Genomic DNA, 21,255 nt, shown 5'->3' with positions numbered 1-21,255 from the left:
CCGGGGGACGCAAACCTGGCATCGCTTTATTCCGTCTCGCACCACGGCCGAAGGCTCTGGGTCGCGAAACCGGCGTTTATGGTCGCGAAGTTTGCCATAAACGGGGCCTTTTGGCGCCTTTCTCAAGATCAACACCAATCCCCTGTGGGATTGTGCAGGTCTCCAGGTCAGGGTTCTACCTGGCTCCACTGCTTGCTCAGGCGCTTGTCGGAAATCGGCACCTTGGTGCCCAACTGCTGGGCGAAAAGCGACACCCGGTATTCCTCCAGCCACCAGCGATACAACTCAAGCTGCGGATCGCGTTTGCCTTCCTGCGCATGTTTCGCCGCGCGGGTCTGGTATTGCGCCCAGAAGCCGGCGAGTTCGCCGCTCCAGACGCGATCCTTCTGCACCTGCGCACCGAGTTTCTCGAAACGCTGCTCGACGGCTTTCAGGTAACGCGGCAGTTCCTTGAGCCATTGCATCGGCGTCTCGCGGACAAAACCCGGGTAAACCAGATTGTTGATCTGCTGCTTGATGTCGTTCAACGCCACGGCCTGGGCCAGATCGATCTTGCCCTTGAAGCGCTTTTGCAGACCGTGCCAGACCTTGAGGATCTCCAGCGTCAGCCGCGCCACCCGTTCGGCATGCTCGGTCCAGCTGCCGCGTTTGCGCTCGGCCAATGCCGCCAACCCGGCGCCATCACGCGGCAGCGGGTCTTCGCCCTCAAGAATGCAGCTGTCGAGGCTGGCCAACAGAATGTCTTCGACCAGCGCATCGACCCGGCCCAGTTCGCGATAGAGCAGGCCCAACTCGGTCTGCCCCGGCAACTTGCTGCGCAGGAATTTCGCCGGTTCTGCCAGTTGCTGCATCAACAACCGCTGCAAGGCGCGACGGTGCTGGAATTCGGCTTCGGCCGGGGTCGAGAAGCGCCCCTCCTTGACCGTACCGCCCTCCTCGACCAGCGCCGGATACACCGTCATCGACAGCCCGGCGATCTTCTGTTGAGTCTTTTCCGCCACCGGCGCAAAGACTTTGGCCTCGACCGGCTGCTGGCTTTTCGCAGTTTGCGGCACGGCCAACGCGGCCTGGCTGGCTTCGGCAAACCGCGCGGTCAGCTCGGCCAGATCGCGCCCCTCACCGAGGAACTTGCCCTGGCCGTCGACGATTTCCAGGTTCATCCGCAGATGTCCTTCAACGCCTTGCTCAGCTTCCGCCCACGCTTCATCGCTGACCCGCGCGCCGGTCATGCGCAACAGCTCACGGCCCAGCGCTTGCGGCAACGAGCCTTCGGCAAAGGTCATGCGCTGCAAGGCAGCCTTGATGAAGTCCGGCACCGGCACAAAATTCTTGCGCAGCGCTTTCGGCAGGTTGCGCACGAGGGCGATGCACTTGGCCTCGATCAGCCCCGGCACCAGCCACTCCAGTCGTTCTGGCGGCAACATCGGCAGCAGCGGCGCCGGCACACGCAGGGTCACACCGTCGCGCGGGTGATTGGGTTCGAAGTGAAAGGTCAGCGCCAGTTCCAGATCACCGATGTGCAGGGTGTCCGGGTAATCGCGCGCGGTGACTTCACTGGCCTCGCGAGCAAGCACGTCTTCTTCGCGCATGATCAACAACTGCGGATCTTTCTGACTGTTGATGCGATACCAACTGTCGAACGTCGCGGTCTGGTGAATCTCCGCTGGCAGCCGCGCATCGTAGAACGCGTACAAGGTTTCTTCGTCAGCGAGAATGTCGCGGCGACGGGCCTTGGCTTCCAGTTCGTCGAGCTGTTCCAGCAGTTGCTGGTTGGCCGTCAGGCACTTGGCTCTGGACTGAATCTCGCCACGCACCAGACCTTCACGGATAAACAGCTCACGCGAAACGACGGGATCGACCGGACCGTAATGCACCGGCCGGCGGCCGACCACGATCAGCCCGAACAGGGTGATCTGTTCAAACGCCACGACTTGGCCGCGCTTCTTCTCCCAATGCGGTTCGAAGTGATTTTTCTTGATCAGGTGCCCGGCCAGCGGCTCAATCCAGTCGGCGTCGATCTTCGCGACCATGCGCGCGTATAGCTTGGTGGTTTCCACCAGTTCGGCGGTCATCAGCCATTGCGGGCGCTTCTTGCCGATGCCCGACGATGGATGAATCCAGAAGCGGCGCTGACGGGCGCCGAGGTAATCGCCATCTTCGGTTTTCTGACCGATCTGGCTGAGCAGACCAACCAGCACCGCTTTGTGCAGTTTCGGATAATCCGCCGGCTCTTTGTTCAGGCTCAGCTGCATGTCGCGGCAGATCAGGCTCAACTGACGGTGGGAATCGCGCCATTCGCGCAAGCGTAGATAGTTGAGGAAATTCTTGCGGCACCAGTTGCGTAGCGGACTCGCGGTCAACGCCTGGCGCTGCTCCTCAAAACCACGCCACAGATTAACCAAACCGGCGAAGTCCGAATCGATGTCTTTCCATTGCGCGTGGGCCTGATCGGCGGCTTGCTGACGCTCCGGCGGACGCTCGCGCGGGTCCTGGATCGACATGGCACTGGCGACGATCAGCACTTCTTGCAGGCTGCCAAGTTTTGCCGCTTCAAGCAGCATGCGGCCCATGCGCGGATCGACCGGCAAGCGCGCCAACTGACGGCCCAGCGGCGTCAGTTGGCTGTTTCGGTCAACCGCCGAGAGTTCTTGCAGCAGGTTGAAACCGTCGCTGATCGCCTTGCCATCCGGCGGCTCGATAAACGGGAATGCAGTAATTTCGCCAAGGCGCAGATGCAGCATCTGCAGGATTACGGCGGCAAGGTTGGTGCGCAGAATTTCCGGATCGGTAAATTCCGGGCGCCCGTTAAAATCTTCTTCGCTGTACAAGCGAATGCAGATACCCGGCTCGACCCGGCCGCAACGACCCTTTCGCTGATTGGCGCTGGCCTGGGAAATCGCCTCGATCGGCAGGCGCTGCACCTTGGCGCGATAGCTGTAACGGCTGATGCGCGCGGTGCCGCTGTCGATCACGTAACGGATGCCCGGCACGGTCAGCGAGGTCTCGGCGACGTTGGTCGCCAACACCACGCGACGGCCCGGGTGCGACTGGAAAATCCGCTGCTGCTCGGCCGGCGACAGGCGCGCGTACAACGGCAGGATTTCAGTGTGTTTGATCTGGGCCTTGCGCAGCATGTCGGCGGCGTCGCGAATCTCGCGCTCGCCCGGCAAGAACACCAGCACATCACCGGGGCTGCGCCGTTCGCTGCGCTCGTAAGCGGCGATTTCGTCGAGGGTCGCGAGGATCGCCTGATCCACCGTCAGGTCATCCTCGACGCGGTTGCCCTCTTCGTCCTGCTCCAGCGTCAGCGGGCGATACCAGGTGTCCACCGGGAAAGTACGGCCCGACACCTCAACGATCGGCGCATCGTCGAAGTGCTTGGAAAAGCGCTCCAGATCAATGGTCGCCGAAGTGATGATGACTTTCAGATCCGGGCGACGCGGCAGCAGGGTTTTCAGGTAACCGAGCAGGAAGTCGATATTGAGACTGCGTTCGTGGGCTTCGTCGACGATGATCGTGTCGTAGCGTTCGAGGTAGCGGTCATTCTGGGTTTCCGCGAGCAGGATGCCGTCGGTCATCAGTTTGATCAGGGTGTTGGAATCGCTTTGATCTTCGAAACGCACCTGATAGCCGACCAGCGATCCGAGCGGCGTGCCGAGCTCTTCAGCAACGCGGCTGGCAACGCTGCGTGCAGCGATTCGGCGTGGCTGGGTGTGGCCGATCAAGCCATGCTGACCGCGACCGATTTCCAGACAGATCTTCGGCAACTGGGTGGTTTTGCCCGAGCCGGTTTCGCCGGCGATGATCAGCACCTGATGCTGCTCCAGCGCCTTCTTGATTTCGTCGCGCTTGGCCGCAATCGGCAAACTGTCGTCGTAACGAATCACCGGCAGGCTCGCCTTGCGCGCCAGCACCTGATCACAGGACGCCTGCATGCGCGTCACCCACTGGGCCAGCTTGGCCTCGTCGGGTTTCTTGCGCAGCTCAAGCAACTGCCGCCGCAGCCGGTGACGGTCGGCGAGCATGGCGTGATCGAGGTTTTTCAGCAGTTTGTCGATGGAGGGCGATTCGTCGGTCATCGGGTAGGCAATTCGGTCGTCTATTTATGCAGGGGGCGGATTGTCGCAGATTTGGCGGATTTGTGGCGTGTCAGGGGGATTGCTGCCCTCACCCTAGCCCTCTCCCAGAGGGAGAGGGGACCGACCGAGTCAACTTTGCCAGCTTCGCCGACCTGAACGTGCATCACTGAATCCACAATCGCCAACATCTTTCAGGTCGGCGCTTGGCGCAAGACACCTCGGTCGGCCCCCTCTCCCCCTGGGAGAGGGCTGGGGTGAGGGTTTCAGGGCTTACTCGTTATCCAAGCCTCTGCGCCGATACGGAAAGACATCAATAACCTTCCCCGCCCGAATCGCCTCCTGCAGGCTCTTCCAGTAATCGGCGTTATACAACTCGCCATGCAACTGATCGAACAGCTTGCGCTGCCCGGAATCGGCAAACAGAAACGGCGGAAACTCCTCGGGAAAGACATCCAGCGGCCCGATCGAATACCACGGCTCGGAGGCCATTTCGTCCTCCGGCGTACGCGGCGCGGGGATATGGCGGAAGTTGGCTTCGGTCAGGAAGCAAATTTCGTCATAGTCATAAAACACCACCCGCCCATGCCGGGTGACGCCAAAGTTTTTCAACAGCATGTCGCCGGGAAAGATGTTCGCCGCCGCCAATTGCTTGATCGCCAGACCGTAGTCCTCCAGCGCCTCGCGCACCTGCGCATCGTTGGCATTTTCCAGATAGAGATTGAGCGGGGTCATCCGCCGCTCGGTCCAGCAGTGACGGATCAGCACCGTCTCGCCTTCCACCGATACCGTGGACGGCGCGACTTCCAGCAGCTCTTCCAGACACGCCGGATCAAACTTGCTCAGCGGAAAACGGAAGTCGGCAAACTCCTGGGTATCGGCCATGCGCCCTACCCGGTCGACGCTTTTCACCAGCCGGTATTTTTCGATCACCGTGGCGCGGTCGACGTTTTTCGACGGTGAAAAACGGTCCTTGATGATTTTGAACACGGTGTTGAAACCCGGCAGGGTAAACACGCTCATGACCATGCCGCGCACGCCCGGCGCCATGATGAACTGGTCATCAGTGTTGGCCAGATGATTGATCAGTGCTCGGTAGAACTCGGATTTACCGTGCTTGTAGAAACCGATCGAGGTGTAGAGCTCGGCAATGTGCTTGCCCGGCAAGATGCGCCGCAGGAAACCGATGAACTCCGCTGGCACCGGCACGTCGACCATGAAGTACGAGCGGGTGAACGAGAAGATGATCGACACATCGGCTTCGTCGGTGATCAACGCATCGATCTGAATCCCGCGCCCTTCGCGGTGCAGCAATGGAATCACCAGTGGCCATTGTTCGTCGCGGGTGTAAATGCGCCCGACCAGGTACGCGCCCTTGTTGCGGTACAGCACCGAGGAAAACAGCTCGACACTCAGTTCCGGGTCTTTGCACACCCAGTCCGGCAGGTTCTCGCGCAATTGTGCTTCGAGGCGAAGCAAATCGCCGGGCAGATCGGCGTAATCCTCGCTGAAACGATAGTCGGCAAAAATGCTCGCGAGCATCCCCGACAACTGCCCTTGCGGTTTATACGTACGGGTTTGCGCGGCGCGGGCACGGCGCAGGCTCGGGCGCGTGGTGTGGATGAACATGCAGCCGTCGCTGATCAGGTCATGGCTGAACAGCCCGCAGAAAATCGAGTTGTACCAGGTCTCGGACAGCTCATCGTCGAAGCGCAGGTCGATAACGCTAATGTAGGCGCTTTTCACCAGCGGCCAGCAGCTGACATTCATCAGCGTGTCGTCGTCGAAATACTCGCGCAGGCGGGCGATGGTTTCGCCGACCTTTTCTTCGTAGAGATTGATCCGCGCTGCCGACGCCGTTTGCGTCTCCTGCCAGCGGGCCTGTTCGAAGCGTTCCCGGGCGCCGTCGGTGATACGCCGGAAATGCTCGCGGTAATCGTCAAAGCCATCGAGGATCATCCGGGCGATGTCGGTGGCTGGCCATTGCTGCGGCATAGATAAGACCTCGGCGTAGGTGTGGAAATCTGTGCCTGAGCTTAGTCACGCAAGCGTGTGCGCGTGAAGTGCAATTTCGGCCAAATCCGCGTCAGGGTTGTACAGCGACGCAGTTTTTAGCAAAGTTTTTTTAATCGACCGTTCGGTCAATTAATCACCTCATCGGTCGTTCTTGCAGCCCTGCGCCAACCCGCTAATTCTCTGGGCTTCGGATCCAATACTGATCAGACGCCTCTAGCTCGTGGCTTTGCTGCAAATTCACTTACCGCCGGCGGCGCATGCAGATTGGTCTTACCAAAATAGTGGCACTTTGATATACAGCCCGCCGTTACCCGCCTCATAACAAGATCCTCGCTGACGAGGACGACCTCCCCCATCAAAGATCAAGGAGCACACTGATGTCTATCCGGAATCTGCGCATAGGTTTGCGCGCCAGTTTGAGCTTTGCCGTTTTGGCCAGTCTGCTGGTGGTGGTCGGCCTGTTCGGGCTGGGCCAGATGAAAACCCTGCGCGAAAGTGCCACGGTGATTGAAGAATCCTGGATGCCGAGCATCGAGAGCATCCATGACGCGGCGGCGAACATCGCCAGCATCCGTCTCGAATCGTTGCGCTTGATCACCAGCACCCAGCCTGCCGTGCGCGACAGAAGCAAAGGCATCATCAAGGCGCAGCGCGAGGAATTGCTCAAGCGCCTTACCGATCACAAAACCCTGCTCGCCAGCGAGGAAGAACGGGTGATGCTCGACGGTTTGAATGCCAACACCGCCAAGTACATGAGCATCCTCGAACAAATCATCGGCCAGATCGACGCCGGACAGAGTGAACAGGCCTACACGCGTCTTAACAATGAATTGGCACCACAGGGAACGGTACTCGACAAGGCACTCGAGCAGATGATCTCGTTCAATCAGCAGGGCGCCGATGCCGCTGCTGATGCCGCCGCCGCGATGTACCAACGGGCATTGTGGATCGTCGCAATCATCATCGTGGTCGCCCTGATTGCCACGCTGCTGTTGGCCTGGCAACTGACACGCAGCATCACCACGCCGATCAATCAGGCACTGGATGTGGCGCGGCGCATTGCGGCCGGCAATCTCAGTGGCGAAATCATCAGTAGCGGCAAAGATGAGGCGTCGCAGCTGCTCGACGCCTTGGCCGAGATGCAGGGCAATCTGCGCTCGACCATCCGCGGTATCAGCGAATCGGCGCAGCAACTGGCCTCCGCTGCCGAGGAAATGAGTTCGGTGATGGAGCAAAGTACTCGCGGACTGCAGCAGCAGAATGATCAGATCGAACAAGCCGCCACGGCAGTCACCGAGATGAGCACAGCGGTGGATGAAGTCGCCGCCAACGCCGTGTCCAGCGCCGAGGCGTCCGCCGCCTCCAATGAAGACAGCAAGCACGGCCATGTACAGGTCAGCGAAACCATCAGCTCGATTCAACAACTGGTCGATGCGGTACTCGGCGCATCGGAGCAAGCCGAGGGCCTGGCCACTCAGGCGCAGGACATCAGCAAAGTGCTGGAGGTGATTCGCGGAATTGCCGGGCAGACCAATCTGCTGGCGCTCAATGCGGCGATCGAAGCGGCTCGGGCCGGTGAAGCCGGGCGCGGCTTTGCCGTGGTCGCCGATGAAGTGCGTTCGCTGGCCCAACGCACGCAGAACTCCACCGAAGAAATCGAGCTGATGATCAGCAGCATCCAGCAAGGTACGGGGTCGACCGTGGGTGCGTTGCAGAGCAGTGCTGAGCAGGCGGGTCAGACGTTGCGCCGCGCCAACAGCGCCGGTCAGGCACTGGAAAAAATCACCGCGTCGATCTCGCAGATCAACCAACGCAACCTGGTGATCGCCAGTGCGGCCGAGCAGCAGGCATTGGTGGCGCGTGAGGTCGATCAGAATCTGGTGACCATCCGCGACCTCTCGGCCCAGACCGCCGCTGGCGCCACTCAGACTTCGGCGGCGAGCCAGGAACTGTCGCGTCTGGCCGTCGATCTCAACGGCCTGGTGACACGCTTTGTGATCTGATCGGAAAGTTGCATGCCCCAATAGCGGTTGCCTTCGTCAGGGCGCTCGGCAACACTCTCGTCCCGATCAAGGAAGGAGACCCGCCGTGAGCCCTGTCGATATTTTCCGTATGTTGTCGCTGGCGGCCATCTGGGGCGCGAGTTTTCTGTTCATGCGCATTATTGCGCCGGTGATCGGCACGATCCCGACCGGGTTCTTTCGCGTGTCGATTGCAGCCGTTGGCCTGTTGGTAATCCTTGGGCTGATGCGCGTGCGCTGGGATTTCAAAGGCAAACTGAAAACCGTGATGCTGCTCGGCGTCATCAACTCGGGAATTCCGGCGACGCTGTATTCCGTTGCGGCCCAGGTACTGCCAGCCGGCTACTCAGCGATTTTCAATGCCACCACGCCGTTGATGGGCGTACTGATTGGCGGATTGTTCTTCAGTGAAAAACTCTCCGCAGCCAAGTTGGGTGGGGTGTTTCTCGGGTTATTCGGTGTTGGCGTGCTGACCCGCGCCGGACCCGTGGCGTTCGACTTGCAGCTGTTGATGGGCGCCGTCGCCTGTCTGCTCGCAACCACTTGTTATGGTTTCGCCGGATTCCTCGCGCGGCGCTGGCTGGATCAGGCCGGAGGACTGGACAGTCGTCTGTCGGCGCTGGGCAGCATGCTCGGTGCGACGTTGTTCCTGTTGCCGTTGTTCACTTATAGCGTGATCAGCGCTCCGCCCGTCAGTTGGGGCGGCTGGAATGTCTGGCTGTCGCTGCTCGGTCTTGGTCTGGGCTGCACAGCGTTCGCCTACATCATTTACTTCCGCCTGCTGAGCTCGATCGGCCCGGTGAAATCGATGACCGTGACCTTCATGATTCCGCCGTTCGGGGTTTTGTGGGGGGCGTTGTTGCTGGATGAGCCGTTGTCGATGGCGCATATCTACGGTGGCGTGCTGATTGCGGCGGCGTTGTGGTTGGTGTTGAAGCCGGCGGTGGTGAAGCCGGCTGAGGTGCCGGCCCGATAAATTTGTGCTGTGGCCAAGACGGCCATCGCGAGCAGGCTCACTCCTCCAATTGGAATGCGTTCCCCTGTAGGCGTGAGCCTGCTCGCGATCGGCGGCCTAAAAGCCGCCACCTGACGATCTGTTAGCTGGTTTTACGGAACACAAACGCCAGACCGACAATGATCAACAGCATCCCCAGCACACTCAACGCTGCCAGGCGATTGCCGAAAATCAGATAATCCATCACCGCCGTCACCGCCGGCACCAGATAGAACAAACTGGTGACATTCACCAGATTGCCCCGCGCGATCAGGCGATACAGCAACAGCGTCGCCAGCACCGAGACCACCAGCCCCATCCACAACACCGGCACGATGAAACCTGTGCTGTGTTCAAAATGAAATGGCTGGAACGGCACGAAAATCCCGCACAACAACAGCCCGGCCAGATACTGCACCGGCAGCGTACCGAGAGGATTGTCGGTGATGCGCTTCTGCATGATCGAACCCAGCGTCATGCTCGCCAGCGCCAGCAACCCAAACAGCATTCCCGCCCAGGACATCCCGGCAAGACCAATGCCCTGGTACACCACCATGATCAGCCCCGCCAGCCCCAGCGCCAAACCGAACAGGCGGCTGGCCGAGCGCTGCCGCTCCATCAAGACCACGGTGAGAATCGGCTGCACACCCATGATGGTCGCCATCACACCGGGGGTGACTTTGGTGTTGAGCGCCAATAGATAGAAAATCTGATAGGCCCCCAACAACACCACGCCCGTGGCGATCGCAAACAACATCGGCCGCCCGCCCTTGGGCAACTTCAATTTGAGCAACGGCGCCAGCAACACCAGCCCGCACAAGGCAATCGCGAAGCGAATCAGCAGAAAGGCAAACGGGGAAGCATGGGCCAGGCCCCATTTGGAGAAGATCGCACCGCTGCTCCACAGCAGAACGAACAGGCTCGTGGACGTCGCCGCGAGCGCGGATTTTTTCGACAGGACAAACATGAATACCACCTGTAGTCAGGCAAGAAGCCAACTCAGCCGAAGCTGAAATTCAGTAGGTTTTTCTGGCGGGCGGCAGGACTCTGCAGACAGTGCTGATCAGTCCGAAACGCCAACGCCCGGCGGTGATACGACTGCGCACACCGGCGTGCTACTGACAGGTGGGGGGTAATGACTGATCTGCTTGGGCTGCTGATTCCCGCACGGCACCACGACAGCGTTGACCGCTGAATCGACTACCGCGTTGATGAGGGATGCAGGCATTGGGGCAGATCTTTTTGAGAGTGTGGAAGGTGAGGCATACGACTCACGAGCGCCGACTATAACCAGCGTGGGACATGGATTGCAATGATTTGGACAAAGGGCCAGCAGGGACAGTTGGCCGCAAGGTGAATAGGCTGGATTGCAATCGCGACACCCAACCATGGGGGACAAGGAATGCACAGGATCTCCTCTTTACCGGCAGCTGGGTTTTGAATTCGATTCAGAGGGTAGGCTTGTGAAGCTAATTTGGTAAGACTAGTATCGGACAACTGCTCATTTAATGATCAACGCCGGAGGCACCATGAAGGCTGCCGATGAAAAAAGGGCGCCAGGCGCCAGATCGATAAAAGCTGTTAGAAAACGCTCTTCCGGAAAGTTGTCTGAACGGGAGTTGCACCGAATCAGAGAAGCATTGGTGAATCCAGCTGCGGTAGAGCCAGGAGGCGTGCTCGCTGGCGCTTCGTTCACCTTCTCTTCATAAAAAAAACCGCTCTCAAGGAACGGTTTTTTATTACAACATCCAGCCTTAACCAAACAGCCAATACCCCAACAACGTCAACACCGCCACTGCCAGCACCGGCCGCATCACGCGGTAAGCCTTCGGATGACGGCGTTTCCACTGTTTGACCACGCCACTGAACTTGTCACTGAAGCTCTTGCTCCAGGCGTAGGCCTGATTGATCCCGCCAACGCGTTCATCGTCGAGGTTCTGCGGTGCGGTGGCACGGCCGAGCCAGGCGCTGATCGAGCGGTTGATGCGAGTCATCAGACGGTTGCTCAGCGGACGCTCGACGTCGCAGAACAGGATCACGCGGGTTTTGTCGGTTTCATTCTTGACCCAGTGCACGTAGGTCTCGTCGAACATCACGTCTTCGCCGTCACGCCAGGCGTACACCTGACCATCAACGAAGATCCGGCAATCGTCGGAGTTCGGCGTCGACAGGCCGAGGTGATAACGCAGTGAACCGGCAAACGGATCACGATGCGGGTTCAGGTGACTGCCACCCGGCAGCAACGCGAACATCGCGCCTTTGACGTTGGGAATCGCACTGACCAGCGCCACGGTTTTCGGGCAGAGAGTTTCGGCCGATGGCAGCGGTTTGTCGTACCACTTGAGGTAGAAACGTTTCCAGCCCTTCTTGAAGAACGAACCGAAACCGGCGTCGTTGTTCTTTTCCGCCGCGCGAATGTAGCCTTCATCGAAGAGATGCATGGCTTCGTCGCGAATGGTTTCCCAGTTGTCGCGCAGCACGTCCAGTTCCGGGAATTTGCTGCGATCCAGATACGGCTTGGACGGCACGCCGGAGAACAGGTACATCAAGGCGTTGTACGGGGCGAACAGCGCCGAGTGGTTGACGAACTGGCGCAGAACCGGCAAACGCGCCTTGCCGCGCAAATGCACATACAGGATGCTGCCCACGAACAGCAGCAGCACCAATACCTTGGCGGCTAACGAAAAGGTCATCAACGACTCCTTGAATAAAGACAACGCTGCGCAATGCCCTTTACCCGGCATGGCAGCCGGCCATGATAAACACTACCGGCGCCGGGCAAAACCCGTTCAACCCAAGATTCAGTGTTAAGAATTGCGCAACAAAGCATTTATTAGCATATCGATCCTGAACCCCGGCTGACCTGAATCAACTCGGTTACTGCTGCGTCTCCTGTTCGGTAAACAGATCACTGAACAACATGCTCGACAGATAACGCTCGCCGGAGTCCGGCAGAATCACGACGATAGTCTTGCCCTGCATCTCCGGCGTCTCTGCCAGACGCACCGCCACGGCCATCGCCGCACCGCAAGAGATACCGCACAAAATCCCTTCTTCCTGCATCAGACGCAGCGCCATGGCCTTGGACTCGTCGTCGGTGACCTGCTCGACCCGGTCAACCATCGACAGATCAAGGTTCTTCGGCACAAAACCGGCACCGATGCCCTGAATCTTGTGCGGGCTCGGTTTGATCTCTTCACCGGCCAGCGCCTGGGTGATCACCGGCGAGGACATCGGCTCCACGGCTACCGACAGAATCGGCTTGCCTTGGGTATTCTTGATATAACGCGAAACGCCAGTGATGGTTCCACCGGTGCCGACGCCAGCGACCAGTACATCGACAGCGCCGTCGGTATCGTTCCAGATTTCCGGGCCGGTGGTTTTTTCGTGAATCGCCGGGTTGGCCGGGTTGTCGAACTGCGCCGGCATGAAATATTTGTCGGCGTCGCTGGCGACGATCTCGGCAGCCTTTTCGATAGCCCCTTTCATGCCCTTGGCCGGCTCGGTCAGCACCAGTTCGGCACCCAATGCCTTGAGGACCTTTCGGCGCTCGATGCTCATCGAGGCCGGCATGGTCAGCATCAATTTGTAACCACGGGCAGCAGCAACAAATGCCAGGCCAATCCCTGTGTTACCCGATGTAGGCTCGACAATGGTCATGCCCGGCTTGAGTTTGCCGCTGCTTTCGGCGTCCCAGATCATGTTGGCGCCGATCCGGCACTTGACCGAATAACCGGGGTTGCGCCCCTCGATCTTGGCCAGAATGGTCACGCCACGCGGCGCGATGCGGTTGATCTGCACCAGCGGCGTGTTGCCGATGGAATGGGCGTTGTCAGCAAAAATACGGCTCATGGCTGGGTCCTTATGCAGCATTGAATTCAGCGTTCCAAGGTAAGCCTGTTGCCCATCACAGTCCAGTCGGGTCGAACGTCTGCGCGACGTAACAGTCAATCGCTTACATCGTCAGGGAATTGCCGTCATGAAGCGTCGCTACAGCTGGCCATTAGGGATTTTTGCCGTCGTCGTTGTGTTGCTGATCGCGCTGCATATCGCGCTGCCTTACATGGTGCGCGACTACCTGAACGGCAAACTCGCGGACATGGGTGACTATCGGGGCCAGATCACTGATGTCGATCTGGCCCTATGGCGCGGCGCCTACAAGATCAACGGGCTGAAAATCGTCAAGGTCGACGGCAAGGTACCGGTACCATTCGTCAACGCACCGCTGATCGATCTGGCAGTCAGTTGGCATTCGCTGTGGTACGACCATGCCGTCGTGGCGCAGGTGAGATTCGTAAATCCTGAAGTCAATTTCGTCGATGGTGGCGCTAACAAACAGAACTCACAAACAGGTCAAGGCACCGACTGGCGCGCGCAACTGGGCAAATTGCTGCCGATCACTCTCGACGAAGTACAGATTCAGGACGGCAAGATCAGTTTCCGCAACTTCAATTCAAAACCTCCAGTGAACATGAACGCGACCAATGTCGACGCGAGCATCTACAACCTGACCAATGTGGTCGACAAACAGGGCAAACGCGACGCCCGTTTCGAAGGTAAAGCCTTGCTGCTGGGCCACGCACCGCTGGAAACCACTGCCACGTTCGACCCCCTGAGCAATTTCGAAGACTTCGAATTCCGCCTGCGTGCCAAAGACATCGAACTCAAGCGCATGAACGACTTCGCCTCGGCCTACGGCAAGTTCGACTTCAACGCTGGCCACGGTGATGTGGTAATCGAGGCCAAAGCCAAGAAAGCCCAGGTCAACGGCTATATCAAACCGCTGCTGCGCGACGTCGAAGTGTTCAACTGGCAACAAGACGTTGAGAACAAGAACAAGAGCATCTTCCGCTCGGTCTGGGAGGCATTGGTGGGCGGGACGGAAACCGTGCTGAAGAATCAGGCGAAAAACCAGTTCGCCACCAAGGTCGAACTCAGCGGCAACGTGCATCAGCAAAATATCAGCGCGTTCGAAGCGTTTTTGCAGATTTTACGCAATGGTTTCGTACAGGCATTCAACGCCCGGTATGAGCGGCCGAAGCCTGATGCGGGTTAGGGTTCATTTCTGGAAAGCATCCAGATATAGAGTATCAGCGCCAATCTGAATATCCGGGGCAGGCCATTCAACGGTCCAACCTTCGTCGCCCAAGATGGCAGTCGCAAAGACTTGGGGATCAAGCAAGGGCTGCAACTGCTTATACGTTTGAATATCTCGACTCAAATCGAGTGTCAGCGCTCGGCCATCAACAAAGCAGAGTGCAAGCCGGCTATCAGATAGCGCAGTAACTGCCGCCAAGCGTGGTCGTTCCATGGATAGCATCAATTCGGCGCCTCCGGGCACATGGGGACTGCTTCGCAGCCCAGCGGGAGCAAGCTCCTTCGCCACAGACTCAGTGGACATCCTGAAGGCTATCGTCAAATCAACGAGGCCTGAATACTGGCCATCGGCCGAGACTGAGTCAACATGTGACGCCCCATTCAGAGACTGAATAAGCCGTCTGCGTTCACAGTCGACCGGGCTGCGCGTTATAGTCGGGCATCCGATTATTTCGCCCCCGCCCTGCCCGTCAGGTCGGCGTTACCGTTCGAGGATTAGCAGATGAAGTTCGAAGGCACCCAGGCCTACGTCGCCACCGATGACCTGAAGCTGGCGGTCAACGCCGCCATCACCCTGGAGCGGCCGCTGCTGGTCAAGGGCGAGCCAGGCACCGGCAAGACCATGCTCGCCGAACAACTGGCCGAATCGTTCGGCGCCAAGTTGATCACCTGGCACATCAAGTCCACCACCAAGGCTCATCAGGGCCTCTACGAGTACGATGCGGTCAGCCGTCTGCGCGACTCGCAACTGGGCAATGAGAAAGTCCACGATGTGCGCAACTACCTGAAGAAGGGCAAGCTCTGGGAGGCTTTCGAGTCCGAGGAGCGGGTCATTCTGCTGATCGACGAGATCGACAAGGCCGACATCGAGTTCCCCAACGACCTGCTGCAAGAACTCGACAAGATGGAGTTCTACGTTTACGAGATCGACGAGACCATCAAAGCGAAGAAGCGCCCGATCATCATCATTACCTCCAACAACGAGAAAGAGCTGCCGGACGCTTTCCTGCGCCGCTGCTTCTTCCATTACATCGCCTTCCCCGACCGCACCACCCTGCAAAAAATCGTCGACGTGCACTACCCGGACATCAAGAAGGATCTGGTCAGCGAAGCGCTGGACGTGTTCTTTGACGTGCGCAAGGTGCCAGGCCTGAAGAAGAAGCCATCGACCTCGGAACTGGTCGACTGGCTGAAGCTGCTGATGGCCGACAACATTGGCGAAGCGGTGTTGCGCGAACGCGATCCAACCAAAGCGATTCCGCCACTGGCCGGCGCACTGGTGAAGAACGAACAGGACGTGCAACTGCTTGAGCGCCTGGCGTTCATGAGCCGTCGCGGCACCCGTTAAGAGGCTGATGCCATGTTGCTCAACCTGTTCAATGAAATGCGTGCAGCCAAGGTGCCGGTGTCGGTGCGCGAGCTGCTCGACCTGATCAACGCGCTGAAACAGCGCGTGACTTTCGCCGACATGGACGAGTTCTACTACTTGTCGCGGGCGATTCTGGTGAAGGACGAACGCCATTTCGACAAGTTCGACCGCGCGTTCGGCGCCTACTTCAATGGCCTCGAAAAGCTCGATGATCACTTGCAGGCGCTGATTCCCGAAGACTGGCTGCGCAAGGAGTTCGAGCGCTCGTTGAGCGACGAGGAACGTGCGCAGATCCAGTCACTCGGCGGTCTGGACAAGCTGATCGAAGAGTTCAAGAAACGTCTGGAAGAACAGAAGGAACGCCACGCCGGCGGCAATAAGTGGATCGGCACCGGCGGCACCAGTCCGTTCGGCTCCGGCGGCTTCAACCCGGAAGGCATTCGGGTCGGCGATGCCGGCAAGCGCCAGGGCAAAGCAGTAAAAGTCTGGGATCAGCGCGAGTACAAGAACCTCGACGACTCGGTGGAACTCGGCACGCGCAATATCAAAGTCGCCCTGCGTCGGCTGCGCAAGTTTGCCCGTCAAGGCGCTGCGGAAGAACTCGACATCGATGGCACCATCGACCACACCGCTCGCGATGCCGGTTTGCTGAATATCCAGATGCGCCCCGAGCGACGCAACACGGTGAAGCTGTTGCTGCTGTTCGATATCGGCGGTTCGATGGACGCGCACGTGAAGATCTGCGAGGAGCTGTTCTCGGCCTGCAAGACCGAATTCAAGCATCTGGAGTACTTCTACTTCCACAACTTCGTTTATGAATCGGTGTGGAAGAACAACATGCGCCGCACCTCCGAGCGCACTTCAACTCAGGATCTGCTGCACAAGTATGGCGCCGACTACAAAGTGATCTTCATCGGTGACGCCGCCATGGCGCCTTATGAAATCACCCAGGCTGGCGGCAGTGTCGAGCACTGGAACGAAGAGCCCGGCTACGTGTGGATGCAGCGTTTCATGGAGAAGTACAAGAAGCTCATCTGGATCAATCCGTATCCGAAAGATACCTGGGGCTATACCTCGTCGACCAATATCGTGCGGGATCTGATCGAGGATCAGATGTATCCGTTGACGTTGCGCGGGCTTGAGGAGGGGATGCGGTTTTTGTCCAAGTAAGGTCCCGAAGGTAAATACTGAAAGGCAAACCGTATGAAAGCGGCTGCCTTTCAGGCTTGCGGATTTACCAACCTGTCGCGAGATAAGACTTGCAGAGCCGGTCCATGAAGGAGGTGTCCTGAATCGCCGGTCCTACAGCAGCCGTTTGTTGCCCGCGGCGTTTTTTCTTCCCTTTGGCGACAACTTTCGCCCCACCATTTTCCAGCGCTACCCTGCGATTTTTTTCAATGTCCGTTTCAGGACTCAGGGTCATTTCATTCTTCAATTCGCCCTCAGGGGTCAGAATGCGAAACCTCACGCTTTTCGCCTCTGCACCCGAGCTGGCCTCCACGGCAATCAGCTCAATGACATTGCCGCTCGCCTCTGTACGGTGATTCCATTTAAACATACGTATCATGTCGACGGTTGCGTTGGACATGAATGTCTCGATGCGCGCCACGATGTCCTGATCAGCGGCGTGTTCGCCGTTCAGTCGCTGCACATTGTAGAAATGGTCAACGCTGGCCTGATAAACAGGCACGCTGCCCACGCCATCATAAAACCCGACAATGTGCCCATCGACACCGCTCGCGCACTCGCCCTCTGACTGAGCCATTACTTTCAAATAACGCATCTGGAACTTCCTTGTAAAAGATGAAGACCGATAGTTCCACACCCCCTCGCCAAGTGATGTAGGGCGACTTACCCATGCACGTGGAATCGTCTCGGTCTTCAGTCCGAATGACGGACAATCACAAGTAGGACTTCAGATAGTTGAGATGAGTTTGCCATGCGCGCTCTTGCATGACTGGCGTGAACCGCACCCTGTCACCCGGCAGACATTGCGCCAACCGTGCCAGCGCCAGCGGCGTCAATGCCCCCAAGCGTGGATAACCACCGATGGTCTGCCGATCATTGAGCAGCACGATCGGTTGTCCGTCCGGCGGCACCTGCACTGCGCCGAGAGGAATCCCTTCGGAAATCATCGGCTGCCCCTGATAGTGCAAGGCGCTGCCCAACAAGCGAATGCCCATGCGATCTGCGCGGCTGTCCAGAACCCAGGTCGTATTGAATACATCAAACAGGCTTTGCCCGCTGAACTGGCCGATCTGCGCGCCGAGTACCAGATCCAGCGGCGCATTCGCTTGCAAATCCGGCCGTACACCCAAAGGCACTTCGCGAACCAACAGCGATTCACCGTGATATCTCAATGTCGATCCCTTGGCCAACGGCAAACCCAGGCCATCGAGTCCCCCAAGCTCTTCGCGCACGACGGTGGCGCTGCTGCCCAATACCTTCGGTGCGTCAAAACCACCGGGCGCTGCCAGATAAGCCCGGGCGCCAAGCAACGGCTGAGTGAGCTGCAACCGCTGCCCTTTGCCCAACTTGAAACTGCGCCACGGCGCCAGCGGCTGACCATCAATCTGCGCGCCAAGATCCGCTCCGGCCAACGCCAGCAAGCAATTATCCTCTGCCACCACAGTAAAGCCGCCGAGGGTGATTTCGATCACCGTTGCATCGAGATTATTGCCCAGCAACCAGTTGGCCCAGCTCATCGAACGCCAATCCGCCGCACCGCCCTGTGTGACGCCCAGATGGCGCACGCCAAACCGTCCTGCGTCCTGCAACAGGCACAGCGCAGTACTCGCCTCAATCGTCAATCGGCTCACGCCTGCACCTCCAGTGGCGTGTCATCACCGCCCAGACTCACGAACTCGGCGTGACTGACTGCTTCGAACCGCACGGTGTCACCGGGCTGCATCAAGCTGTAGCCATCACGATGACGGTCGAACAGTTGCGCCGGGGTGCGGCCAATCAGGTTCCAGCCACCGGGGGATACGACCGGATAGGCAGCGGTCTGGCGCTCGGCGATACCGACACTGCCCGCCGCGACTTTCTTGCGTGGAGTGTTCAGACGTGGCGCGGCAAGAATCTCTTCGACCAGCCCCATAAAGGCGAAACCCGGCGCGAAACCCAAAGCGAACACCTGATATTCGCGGCCACTGTGGCGCCGGATCACCTCCTCCACCGCCAGCCCGCTGCGCTCGGCGAGCAGAGTCAATTCAGGCCCGACGCTCAAGTCATACCAGACCGGCAGCACATGGCATTGCCCAGCGTTGCGCGCATTCGGCGACAAATCAATCAGCGCCTCAGCAATCAATGCCCGCGCCTGATTCGGGCTCAAAACCGTCAGATCGTAATGCACCATCAATGTCGTATACGACGGCACCAGATCGATTAATTGCGCGCCAAATGCCGCACGCAAGCGCTCACTGGCGGCGAGCATCCACGGCATGTTGGCTTCGGCGATTTCATCGAACAGACGCAGCATCAGGCAATCCAGTGCCACCACTTCAATCCTTGGGTTCATGACGCGCTCTGCTGGTTCAAGGCCTCGCGAATGCGCTGCACGGCGGCCACCGAACTGGTGTTGTCGCCGTGTACGCAGAGGGTGTTGGCGTGCAGACGCAAGGCGCTGCCGTCGCTGGCGGTGAGGTTGTCACCACGGGCGATGGTCAGCGCTTGTTCGATGATTTTTTCAGGTTCGTGATGCACCGCGCCCGGCAGTTGTCGCGACACCAGTTTGCCGGCGCGGTCGTAGGCGCGGTCGGCGAACGCTTCGAACCACAACGTCACTCCGTACTCGTCACCGATTTGCTGCGCGGCGCAGTTGTCGCGAGTAGCCATGAGCATCAACGGCAGACTGCGGTCATAAGCGGCCACGGCCTGAATCACTGCACGCAATTGTGCCGGGTTGGCCATCATGTCGTTGTACATCGCCCCGTGAGGTTTGACGTAACTGACGCGCCCGCCCTGGGCTTTGCAAATACCGTCGAGTGCACCGATCTGGTAATGCAGGATGTCCTGCAGCTCTTGCGCCGAATACGCCATGGAGCGACGGCCGAAACCGACCAGATCCTGATAAGCCGGGTGGGCGCCGATCTGCACGCCATGGCTCAACGCCAGGCTGACGGTCTTGCGCATGATGCTCGGGTCGCCGGCGTGGAAACCACAGGCCACGTTGGCGCAATCGATGAAGGGCATGACCTCGGCGTCCAGACCCATGGTCCAGCTGCCGAAGCTCTCGCCAATGTCGCAATTCAATAGCAGGCGGCTCACGGTGAACACTCCTGTAGGTGCTTGTCTTTTTATCTGTAGGACTGTGCTTGGCAGGTTATCAGTTACTGCGCATCGAGTTGCTTGCCGCGGGTTTCCGGCAGGCTCAACGCCGCGATAATCACCACGCCGTAGGACACCGCCGCAAACGCGCCAATGCCAACGCTCAATGGCACTTTCTGGCTGAGCAGTCCGATCAGCAGCGGAAACAATGCCGCCAGCGCTCGACCGATGTTGTAGCAAAAGCCCTGCCCGGAACCGCGAATCCGCGTGGGGAACAGCTCAGTCAGAAAAGCGCCCATGCCGCTAAAAATCCCCGAGGCGAAGGAGCCCAGCGGGAAGCCCAGCCACAGCATCACGCCGTTGCTCACCGGCAACTGCGTATAGAGCAGAACGATGGTGAACGAGCCGACCGCGAAGAGGATGAAGTTCTTTTTCCGGCCGAGCAGGTCAGTCAGGTAAGCGCTGATCACATAGCCGACATAGGAACCGACAATCACCATCGCCAGATAACCGCCCGTGCCGAGTACGCTCAAACCGCGCTCGTTTTTGAGGAAGGTCGGCAGCCAGGAAGTAATCGCGTAGTAGCCGCCCAAAGCACCCGTGGTCAGCAGTGATGCGCGGATTGTGGTGAACAGCATGCCGGGGGCAAAGATCTCGTAAAACTTCGACGGGTTCTCCGGCGTTTGCTGGGCTTTGGCCTCGCGGTAGATCTCCGGATCTTTTACCAAGCGACGGACGAAAATCACGAAAATCGCCGGCACGATGCCGAGGATGAACAGCGCGCGCCAGGCATCTTCCGGCGGCAGCACCGAGAACAGCAGCGCATATAGAATCGCTGTGAGCCCCCAGCCCAGCGCCCACCCGGATTGCACCATGCCCACGGCTTTGCCGCGATCCTTGGCGCGGATTACCTCACCGATCAGCACAGCGCCAGCGGTCCATTCGCCACCGAAACCAAAGCCCATCAACGTGCGAGCGATCAGCAGTTGTTCATAGTTTTGCGCGAAGCCGCAGAGGAAGGTGAAGAAGGCGAACCACAGCACCGTCAGTTGCAGGGTGCGCACGCGGCCGATGCGATCGGAAAGAATCCCGGCGACCCAGCCGCCAATCGCCGACGCAATCAACGTGCTGGTGTGAATCAGCCCGGCTTCGCCAGTGGTGATGCCCCACATCGCAATCAGCGTCGGCACGACGAAGCTGAGCATCTGCGTGTCCATGCCGTCCAGACCGTAGCCGATCTTGCAGCTCCAGAACGTACGGCGCTCCTGCTGATTGATGTTGCGATACCAGTCAAACGGCCCGGGACGCGCCGTTGCCGTGGATGCTTCTAGGGTGTCGGGAGCACGCATGGCTTATCTCCGCAGGTTTTTTATTGGTCTTGTTCGTAGCCCCGACGACGCCTATCGTGGGAAC

The 21,255-nt window shown here is 59.0% G+C and carries 15 protein-coding genes and 1 pseudogene; 5 read left to right on the top strand and 11 right to left on the bottom strand.

Going from position 1 to position 21,255, the window contains the following annotated elements; all coding sequences use genetic code 11:
* Positions 1–167: 167 nt before the first annotated feature.
* Both hrpA and aceK read right to left on the bottom strand, forming a co-directional pair.
* Positions 168–4,079, bottom strand: a complete 3,912-nt coding sequence (gene hrpA, locus U6037_RS07170; RefSeq protein WP_322846263.1) for an ATP-dependent RNA helicase HrpA — start codon at positions 4,077–4,079, stop codon at positions 168–170.
* 270 nt (positions 4,080–4,349) lie between these two features.
* A complete protein-coding gene (gene aceK, locus U6037_RS07165) occupies positions 4,350–6,071 on the bottom strand; it encodes a bifunctional isocitrate dehydrogenase kinase/phosphatase (RefSeq protein ID WP_322846262.1) in 1,722 nt (573 codons plus the stop codon).
* Between the two features lie 398 nt (positions 6,072–6,469).
* On the opposite strand from aceK, the gene U6037_RS07160 reads away from it, so the two are divergent.
* Positions 6,470–8,095, top strand: coding sequence for a methyl-accepting chemotaxis protein (locus tag U6037_RS07160; RefSeq protein ID WP_322846261.1), 1,626 nt, complete (start codon positions 6,470–6,472; stop codon positions 8,093–8,095).
* 85 nt (positions 8,096–8,180) lie between these two features.
* Entirely contained in the window at positions 8,181–9,089 is a 909-nt protein-coding gene (locus U6037_RS07155) for a DMT family transporter (RefSeq protein ID WP_322846260.1), read from the top strand.
* A 121-nt stretch (positions 9,090–9,210) separates the two neighbouring features.
* Here U6037_RS07155 and U6037_RS07150 read toward each other — a convergent pair whose 3' ends face one another.
* From U6037_RS07150 to cysK, 3 genes are all read right to left on the bottom strand, one after another.
* Positions 9,211–10,074 carry a DMT family transporter gene (locus U6037_RS07150; protein WP_322846259.1) on the bottom strand — a complete coding sequence of 288 codons (864 nt, stop codon included), beginning with the start codon at positions 10,072–10,074 and terminating at the stop codon, positions 9,211–9,213.
* A 787-nt stretch (positions 10,075–10,861) separates the two neighbouring features.
* A complete protein-coding gene (locus U6037_RS07145; RefSeq protein WP_322846258.1) occupies positions 10,862–11,800 on the bottom strand; it encodes an aspartyl/asparaginyl beta-hydroxylase domain-containing protein in 939 nt (312 codons plus the stop codon).
* Positions 11,801–11,984: 184 nt separating this feature from the next.
* Entirely contained in the window at positions 11,985–12,959 is a 975-nt protein-coding gene (cysK, locus tag U6037_RS07140) for a cysteine synthase A (RefSeq protein ID WP_127926224.1), read from the bottom strand.
* Positions 12,960–13,086: 127 nt separating this feature from the next.
* On the opposite strand from cysK, the gene U6037_RS07135 reads away from it, so the two are divergent.
* Complete coding sequence (locus U6037_RS07135; protein ID WP_322846257.1) at positions 13,087–14,163, top strand: DUF748 domain-containing protein; 1,077 nt, start codon at positions 13,087–13,089, stop codon at positions 14,161–14,163.
* Positions 14,164–14,178: 15 nt separating this feature from the next.
* Here U6037_RS07135 and U6037_RS07130 read toward each other — a convergent pair.
* Positions 14,179–14,427 (bottom strand): annotated as a pseudogene (locus tag U6037_RS07130) (DUF2442 domain-containing protein); the annotation flags it as partial.
* 279 nt (positions 14,428–14,706) lie between these two features.
* Between U6037_RS07130 and U6037_RS07125 the strand changes: the two are divergent.
* Entirely contained in the window at positions 14,707–15,552 is an 846-nt protein-coding gene (locus U6037_RS07125) for an AAA family ATPase (RefSeq protein ID WP_007911294.1), read from the top strand.
* 12 nt (positions 15,553–15,564) lie between these two features.
* The gene (locus U6037_RS07120; protein ID WP_008085921.1) at positions 15,565–16,743 is read left to right on the top strand and encodes a vWA domain-containing protein; all 1,179 of its coding nucleotides are present in this window, start codon (positions 15,565–15,567) and stop codon (positions 16,741–16,743) included.
* Positions 16,744–16,807: 64 nt separating this feature from the next.
* Here U6037_RS07120 and U6037_RS07115 read toward each other — a convergent pair whose 3' ends face one another.
* The 5 genes from U6037_RS07115 to U6037_RS07095 all read right to left on the bottom strand — a co-directional run bounded on the left by U6037_RS07115 (position 16,808) and on the right by U6037_RS07095 (position 21,191).
* On the bottom strand, positions 16,808–17,356 hold the full coding sequence (locus tag U6037_RS07115; protein WP_322846256.1) for a hypothetical protein: 549 nt from the start codon (positions 17,354–17,356) through the stop codon (positions 16,808–16,810).
* Positions 17,357–17,474: 118 nt separating this feature from the next.
* Positions 17,475–18,392: a biotin-dependent carboxyltransferase family protein gene (locus U6037_RS07110; RefSeq protein ID WP_322846255.1), complete on the bottom strand. Its 918-nt coding sequence runs from the start codon at positions 18,390–18,392 to the stop codon at positions 17,475–17,477.
* A complete protein-coding gene (gene pxpB / locus U6037_RS07105) occupies positions 18,389–19,093 on the bottom strand; it encodes a 5-oxoprolinase subunit PxpB (RefSeq protein ID WP_322846254.1) in 705 nt (234 codons plus the stop codon). The genes U6037_RS07110 and pxpB overlap by 4 nt, the downstream gene beginning before the upstream one ends.
* Positions 19,090–19,842 (bottom strand): 5-oxoprolinase subunit PxpA, encoded by a 753-nt coding sequence (locus U6037_RS07100; RefSeq protein WP_322846253.1) that lies wholly within the window; start codon positions 19,840–19,842, stop codon positions 19,090–19,092. The genes pxpB and U6037_RS07100 overlap by 4 nt, the downstream gene beginning before the upstream one ends.
* A 62-nt stretch (positions 19,843–19,904) precedes the next feature.
* Positions 19,905–21,191, bottom strand: coding sequence for an MFS transporter (locus tag U6037_RS07095; protein ID WP_322846252.1), 1,287 nt, complete (start codon positions 21,189–21,191; stop codon positions 19,905–19,907).
* Positions 21,192–21,255 lie beyond the last annotated feature (64 nt).

Origin of the sequence: Pseudomonas sp. B33.4 (assembly GCF_034555375.1) — a bacterium.
Classification (GTDB): Bacteria; Pseudomonadota; Gammaproteobacteria; order Pseudomonadales; family Pseudomonadaceae; genus Aquipseudomonas.
The sequence above is the reverse complement of the archived record's forward strand: the minus strand, read 5'-3'. Positions and strand labels throughout refer to the sequence as shown.

Coding starts and splice junctions, on each gene's coding strand:
- hrpA (WP_322846263.1), bottom strand. CDS start 4,079: ATGACCGACGAATCGCCCTCCATCGACAAACTGCTGAAAAACCTCGAT.
- aceK (WP_322846262.1), bottom strand. CDS start 6,071: ATGCCGCAGCAATGGCCAGCCACCGACATCGCCCGGATGATCCTCGAT.
- U6037_RS07160 (WP_322846261.1), top strand. CDS start 6,470: ATGTCTATCCGGAATCTGCGCATAGGTTTGCGCGCCAGTTTGAGCTTT.
- U6037_RS07150 (WP_322846259.1), bottom strand. CDS start 10,074: ATGTTTGTCCTGTCGAAAAAATCCGCGCTCGCGGCGACGTCCACGAGC.
- U6037_RS07145 (WP_322846258.1), bottom strand. CDS start 11,800: ATGACCTTTTCGTTAGCCGCCAAGGTATTGGTGCTGCTGCTGTTCGTG.
- cysK (WP_127926224.1), bottom strand. CDS start 12,959: ATGAGCCGTATTTTTGCTGACAACGCCCATTCCATCGGCAACACGCCG.
- U6037_RS07135 (WP_322846257.1), top strand. CDS start 13,087: ATGAAGCGTCGCTACAGCTGGCCATTAGGGATTTTTGCCGTCGTCGTT.
- U6037_RS07125 (WP_007911294.1), top strand. CDS start 14,707: ATGAAGTTCGAAGGCACCCAGGCCTACGTCGCCACCGATGACCTGAAG.
- U6037_RS07120 (WP_008085921.1), top strand. CDS start 15,565: ATGTTGCTCAACCTGTTCAATGAAATGCGTGCAGCCAAGGTGCCGGTG.
- U6037_RS07115 (WP_322846256.1), bottom strand. CDS start 17,356: ATGCGTTATTTGAAAGTAATGGCTCAGTCAGAGGGCGAGTGCGCGAGC.
- pxpB (WP_322846254.1), bottom strand. CDS start 19,093: ATGAACCCAAGGATTGAAGTGGTGGCACTGGATTGCCTGATGCTGCGT.
- U6037_RS07095 (WP_322846252.1), bottom strand. CDS start 21,191: ATGCGTGCTCCCGACACCCTAGAAGCATCCACGGCAACGGCGCGTCCC.